The organism is Thalassospira sp. CH_XMU1420-2 (assembly GCF_037029325.1).
Taxonomy (GTDB): Bacteria; Pseudomonadota; Alphaproteobacteria; order Rhodospirillales; family Thalassospiraceae; genus Thalassospira; species Thalassospira povalilytica.
Genome location: NZ_JAYMEG010000025.1, coordinates 1 through 2,939, shown reverse-complemented (window position 1 = coordinate 2,939; position 2,939 = coordinate 1). Strand labels below are relative to the sequence as shown.

The window sequence follows — 2,939 nt, the reverse complement described above, 5'->3', positions numbered from 1 at the left end:
ATCAATTGCGCGTCATCAAACGATTTCGCACCACTGGATAAGGTCGCCCGATCAATGACCAGACGCATCCGTCGATATGGGCGAAGTGGATCATCTCTGAAACTGGCGAGGTGCTCACAAATTGTCTGGAAGATACAGACAACAAGTTGCCATGGGATTTGGAGCCAGCCGGGTGGGATGAAAATGATCCTGAGCTCAATGCGCGCCAAGAGAGACAATATGTTCTCAATCTGCCGGACAACAAGCTGCCAATGACCTTCCCGAAAGTTTTCGAGGGAGAGCCGACCGTCGATTACGTGAAGGTATCCGATGATGAAGCTGGAGTGGATGAATTCGAGTACGGGACTGATGACCCGTGCGAGAAGTATCAGAAAACCAAGGTTATCGACATTTATGAGCGCCCGGATGGCTCACTGTATCAAAGGCAGTCCGAGGACTATGGCGAGCCTGTTCTCGTTGATGAGAACGTTTGTACCTACAACAATGTAACCGTAGCATCGGCATGGACGAAGTATCGTACCCATCATGGTGGGTCTTGGAGTGCAAGCTGGTACTACGCGGATGTAGTTGTCACGCGTGAGGATGGTGAAGTGGTCAAAACCGAACGCTTGGATGCGCGAACCCAGCACGAGCGTTATGGTGGGTCTTACGAAGTCTGGTGTAACAACACGATTTGGTGCAGCACCAGTCATATCCCACCAATGTCAGATGCAATCGCCAACAGCTATGGTTCCGGTGCCGGCTATCCATGGCCTCAGCAATAAGGCACCTGCGCAGATTTGACGACAAGAAGGGGGGAGGCATATGCCTCCCCTTTTTTCATTCCAGCATGGATCCTTCACCATGAATTTGCTCGTAAGCTGCGCGAATCTCGTCCTCTGTTGCGGGCCGGGCATTGCGGACAAAAAAGTTTGTATAGCGAGGGCGAAGGCCCACATAAATCCACTTGTCGAAGTGGTTTTGGTTCTGTCCTGTTTCCATCCATTCGTGGCGCTGAAAAAGATGGTTATCCACGTTGCATAGCCAAATTCGGTTGCGTTTCTTTTCATCGAACTGGTGCCATTCGGTAACCCGACAATCACAGTTTGCAAAATCCATCGGTTCAAGCGCCTTCTTGAACAAGCCTGATTTGGTGTGCCTGGGGCGGTCATTTGTCATGGCCGTCATATTGAACTTCCTTTTCTGACGAGCACTGTCTGAAATTGTTGTTTTGGTATCGTCATTGAACGAGCCAAGAAACGCCAGCGAAGCACTGCCGTAACAAAAAACATCAAAGATCGAGAGATGAGACGTAAAAAACACACAAAGTGACAAATTTTGCATCGAAGGCGCATAAACTGACCATTGGTCACTTGTAAGAGTGAGGTAATGACCCACCAATGGAGTGACGCAGTGATGCTTTTTAGATGCCTCCTGGCTGTGCTAGCGGTTTTGACGAGCTTAAGCTCCGCGCTTTCAAACGATCTGATCACAATCCATCTCAATGATTCGGAGCTGACTGACGGTACAGTAATCGAAAGCATTGATGATGTTCTGATCTCAACCAGCGAGACGACAGCGGCGACCCTGACCGGGCGGCTGTCAGCTCAAGAGACCGATCAACTCGATCTGACCAAGATCTCTCTGCCGATCCTTGATCCGGTCTATATGAGTGTCTCGGATGGCCAGTCCCATTTCAGGCTGCTGGAAGATAACTGCTCAACCAAGCAGCTGGCCCCGGGCACAACGACCGGTTCAACATGTGACGTGACCCTGACACCGCGCGCGACAGCACCGGGCTTCTTTACCGGCAAGCTCCTGGTCAAGGCCGGTTCCTACCAAACCGAAATCCCCTTGTCCGGACAGGCCCGTAATTTCTGCGCGCCCGAACCGGCCATCATGATGACATCGAGCTGCTCGCAGCCGTGCGGCGGCGGCACACAGACCACCACTTTCACTGATGGCTGCGGCGCAACCTGGACCGATACGAGCTCCTGCAATACACAAGCCTGCGACGCCTATAACTGGAATACCTCACAGTACGGTAATTGCAGCGAAGTCTGTAATGGTGGCATTCAGTTCCGCGATGTCTGGTGTGAGCGCTTCTCCGATGGCGCGCGCGTGGCTGATAGCTTCTGTGAAGACGAGATCAAGCCGACCGGGAACGCCCAGTGCAACACCATGACCTGCTATCGCGATTACAAGGTCTGCGGCTGGATCCCCGATATCCCGGTCGAGCTGGCCTATCGCGGCTTTCGTCTGCAGGTGGTCGATGAAGACAATCCCGATGCCTATCGCTATGTCAGCACCACCTGCGAACCCGATACCAGTCAATCCACCCCGATCGATGCCCGGGGCGGCGGCTGTGAAGCCGTACATTTCGACTACCCCAATGATGAAATCTCTTATGGTGCCAAGAAGTGGTTTGTCACCGCGACCGATGAGCCCCTGACCCAGTGCATTGAAAGCACGGACATCACCTACACTTGGAACCTTGTCGCGGTTGGTTGGGATGAAAAAGACGAAGATCTTCAAGCCTTCCGCACCCGCCGTCATCAGATCACGGTCGATGGGCAGGACATCTTTGTCTCAGATGAAAAGGTCCATGACGGTGAAGAACCCGTTGCCTATCAGCTGATCAATACCGAGACCATTGGAACCGGTGAAAATTACCTCGATGTTTGCGTGACATATGAGCGCACGAAAATTGAAGAGACATGGAAGCGACCAGATGACAGCGATTATGTCCGTGTGAATGGCGTAGGGGAGCCAATCTATGTCTCGGGGAACGATCTGCATATGGAAGAGGAAGAGTGTGTTCCCAACACCAAGTCGGTCCCGATCGCAAATGGCACACAAACTCTGGAGTGGAACGGCGAAGAGTGGGAAGTTACCAGCGTTGCCTGCAACACCAATTACGTTCGCAACGGTGACCAGTGCATTTATCGTTGGTCGGGCAG

3 protein-coding genes are annotated in these 2,939 nt (G+C 52.4%); 2 read left to right on the top strand and 1 reads right to left on the bottom strand.

Annotation, left to right across the window (positions count from 1 at the left end):
• Positions 1-110 precede the first annotated feature (110 nt).
• Positions 111-764, top strand: a complete 654-nt coding sequence (locus WA429_RS20845; protein ID WP_336107853.1) for a hypothetical protein — start codon at positions 111-113, stop codon at positions 762-764.
• A gap of 55 nt (positions 765-819) precedes the next feature.
• Here the strand turns inward: WA429_RS20845 and WA429_RS20840 are convergent, their stop codons facing one another.
• Complete coding sequence (locus tag WA429_RS20840) at positions 820-1,323, bottom strand: hypothetical protein (RefSeq protein ID WP_336107852.1); 504 nt, start codon at positions 1,321-1,323, stop codon at positions 820-822.
• Positions 1,324-1,431: 108 nt separating this feature from the next.
• Between WA429_RS20840 and WA429_RS20835 the strand changes: the two genes are divergently transcribed.
• The coding region (locus tag WA429_RS20835; RefSeq protein ID WP_336107851.1) for a thrombospondin type-1 domain-containing protein at positions 1,432-2,939 on the top strand (1,508 nt) is incomplete at its 3' end.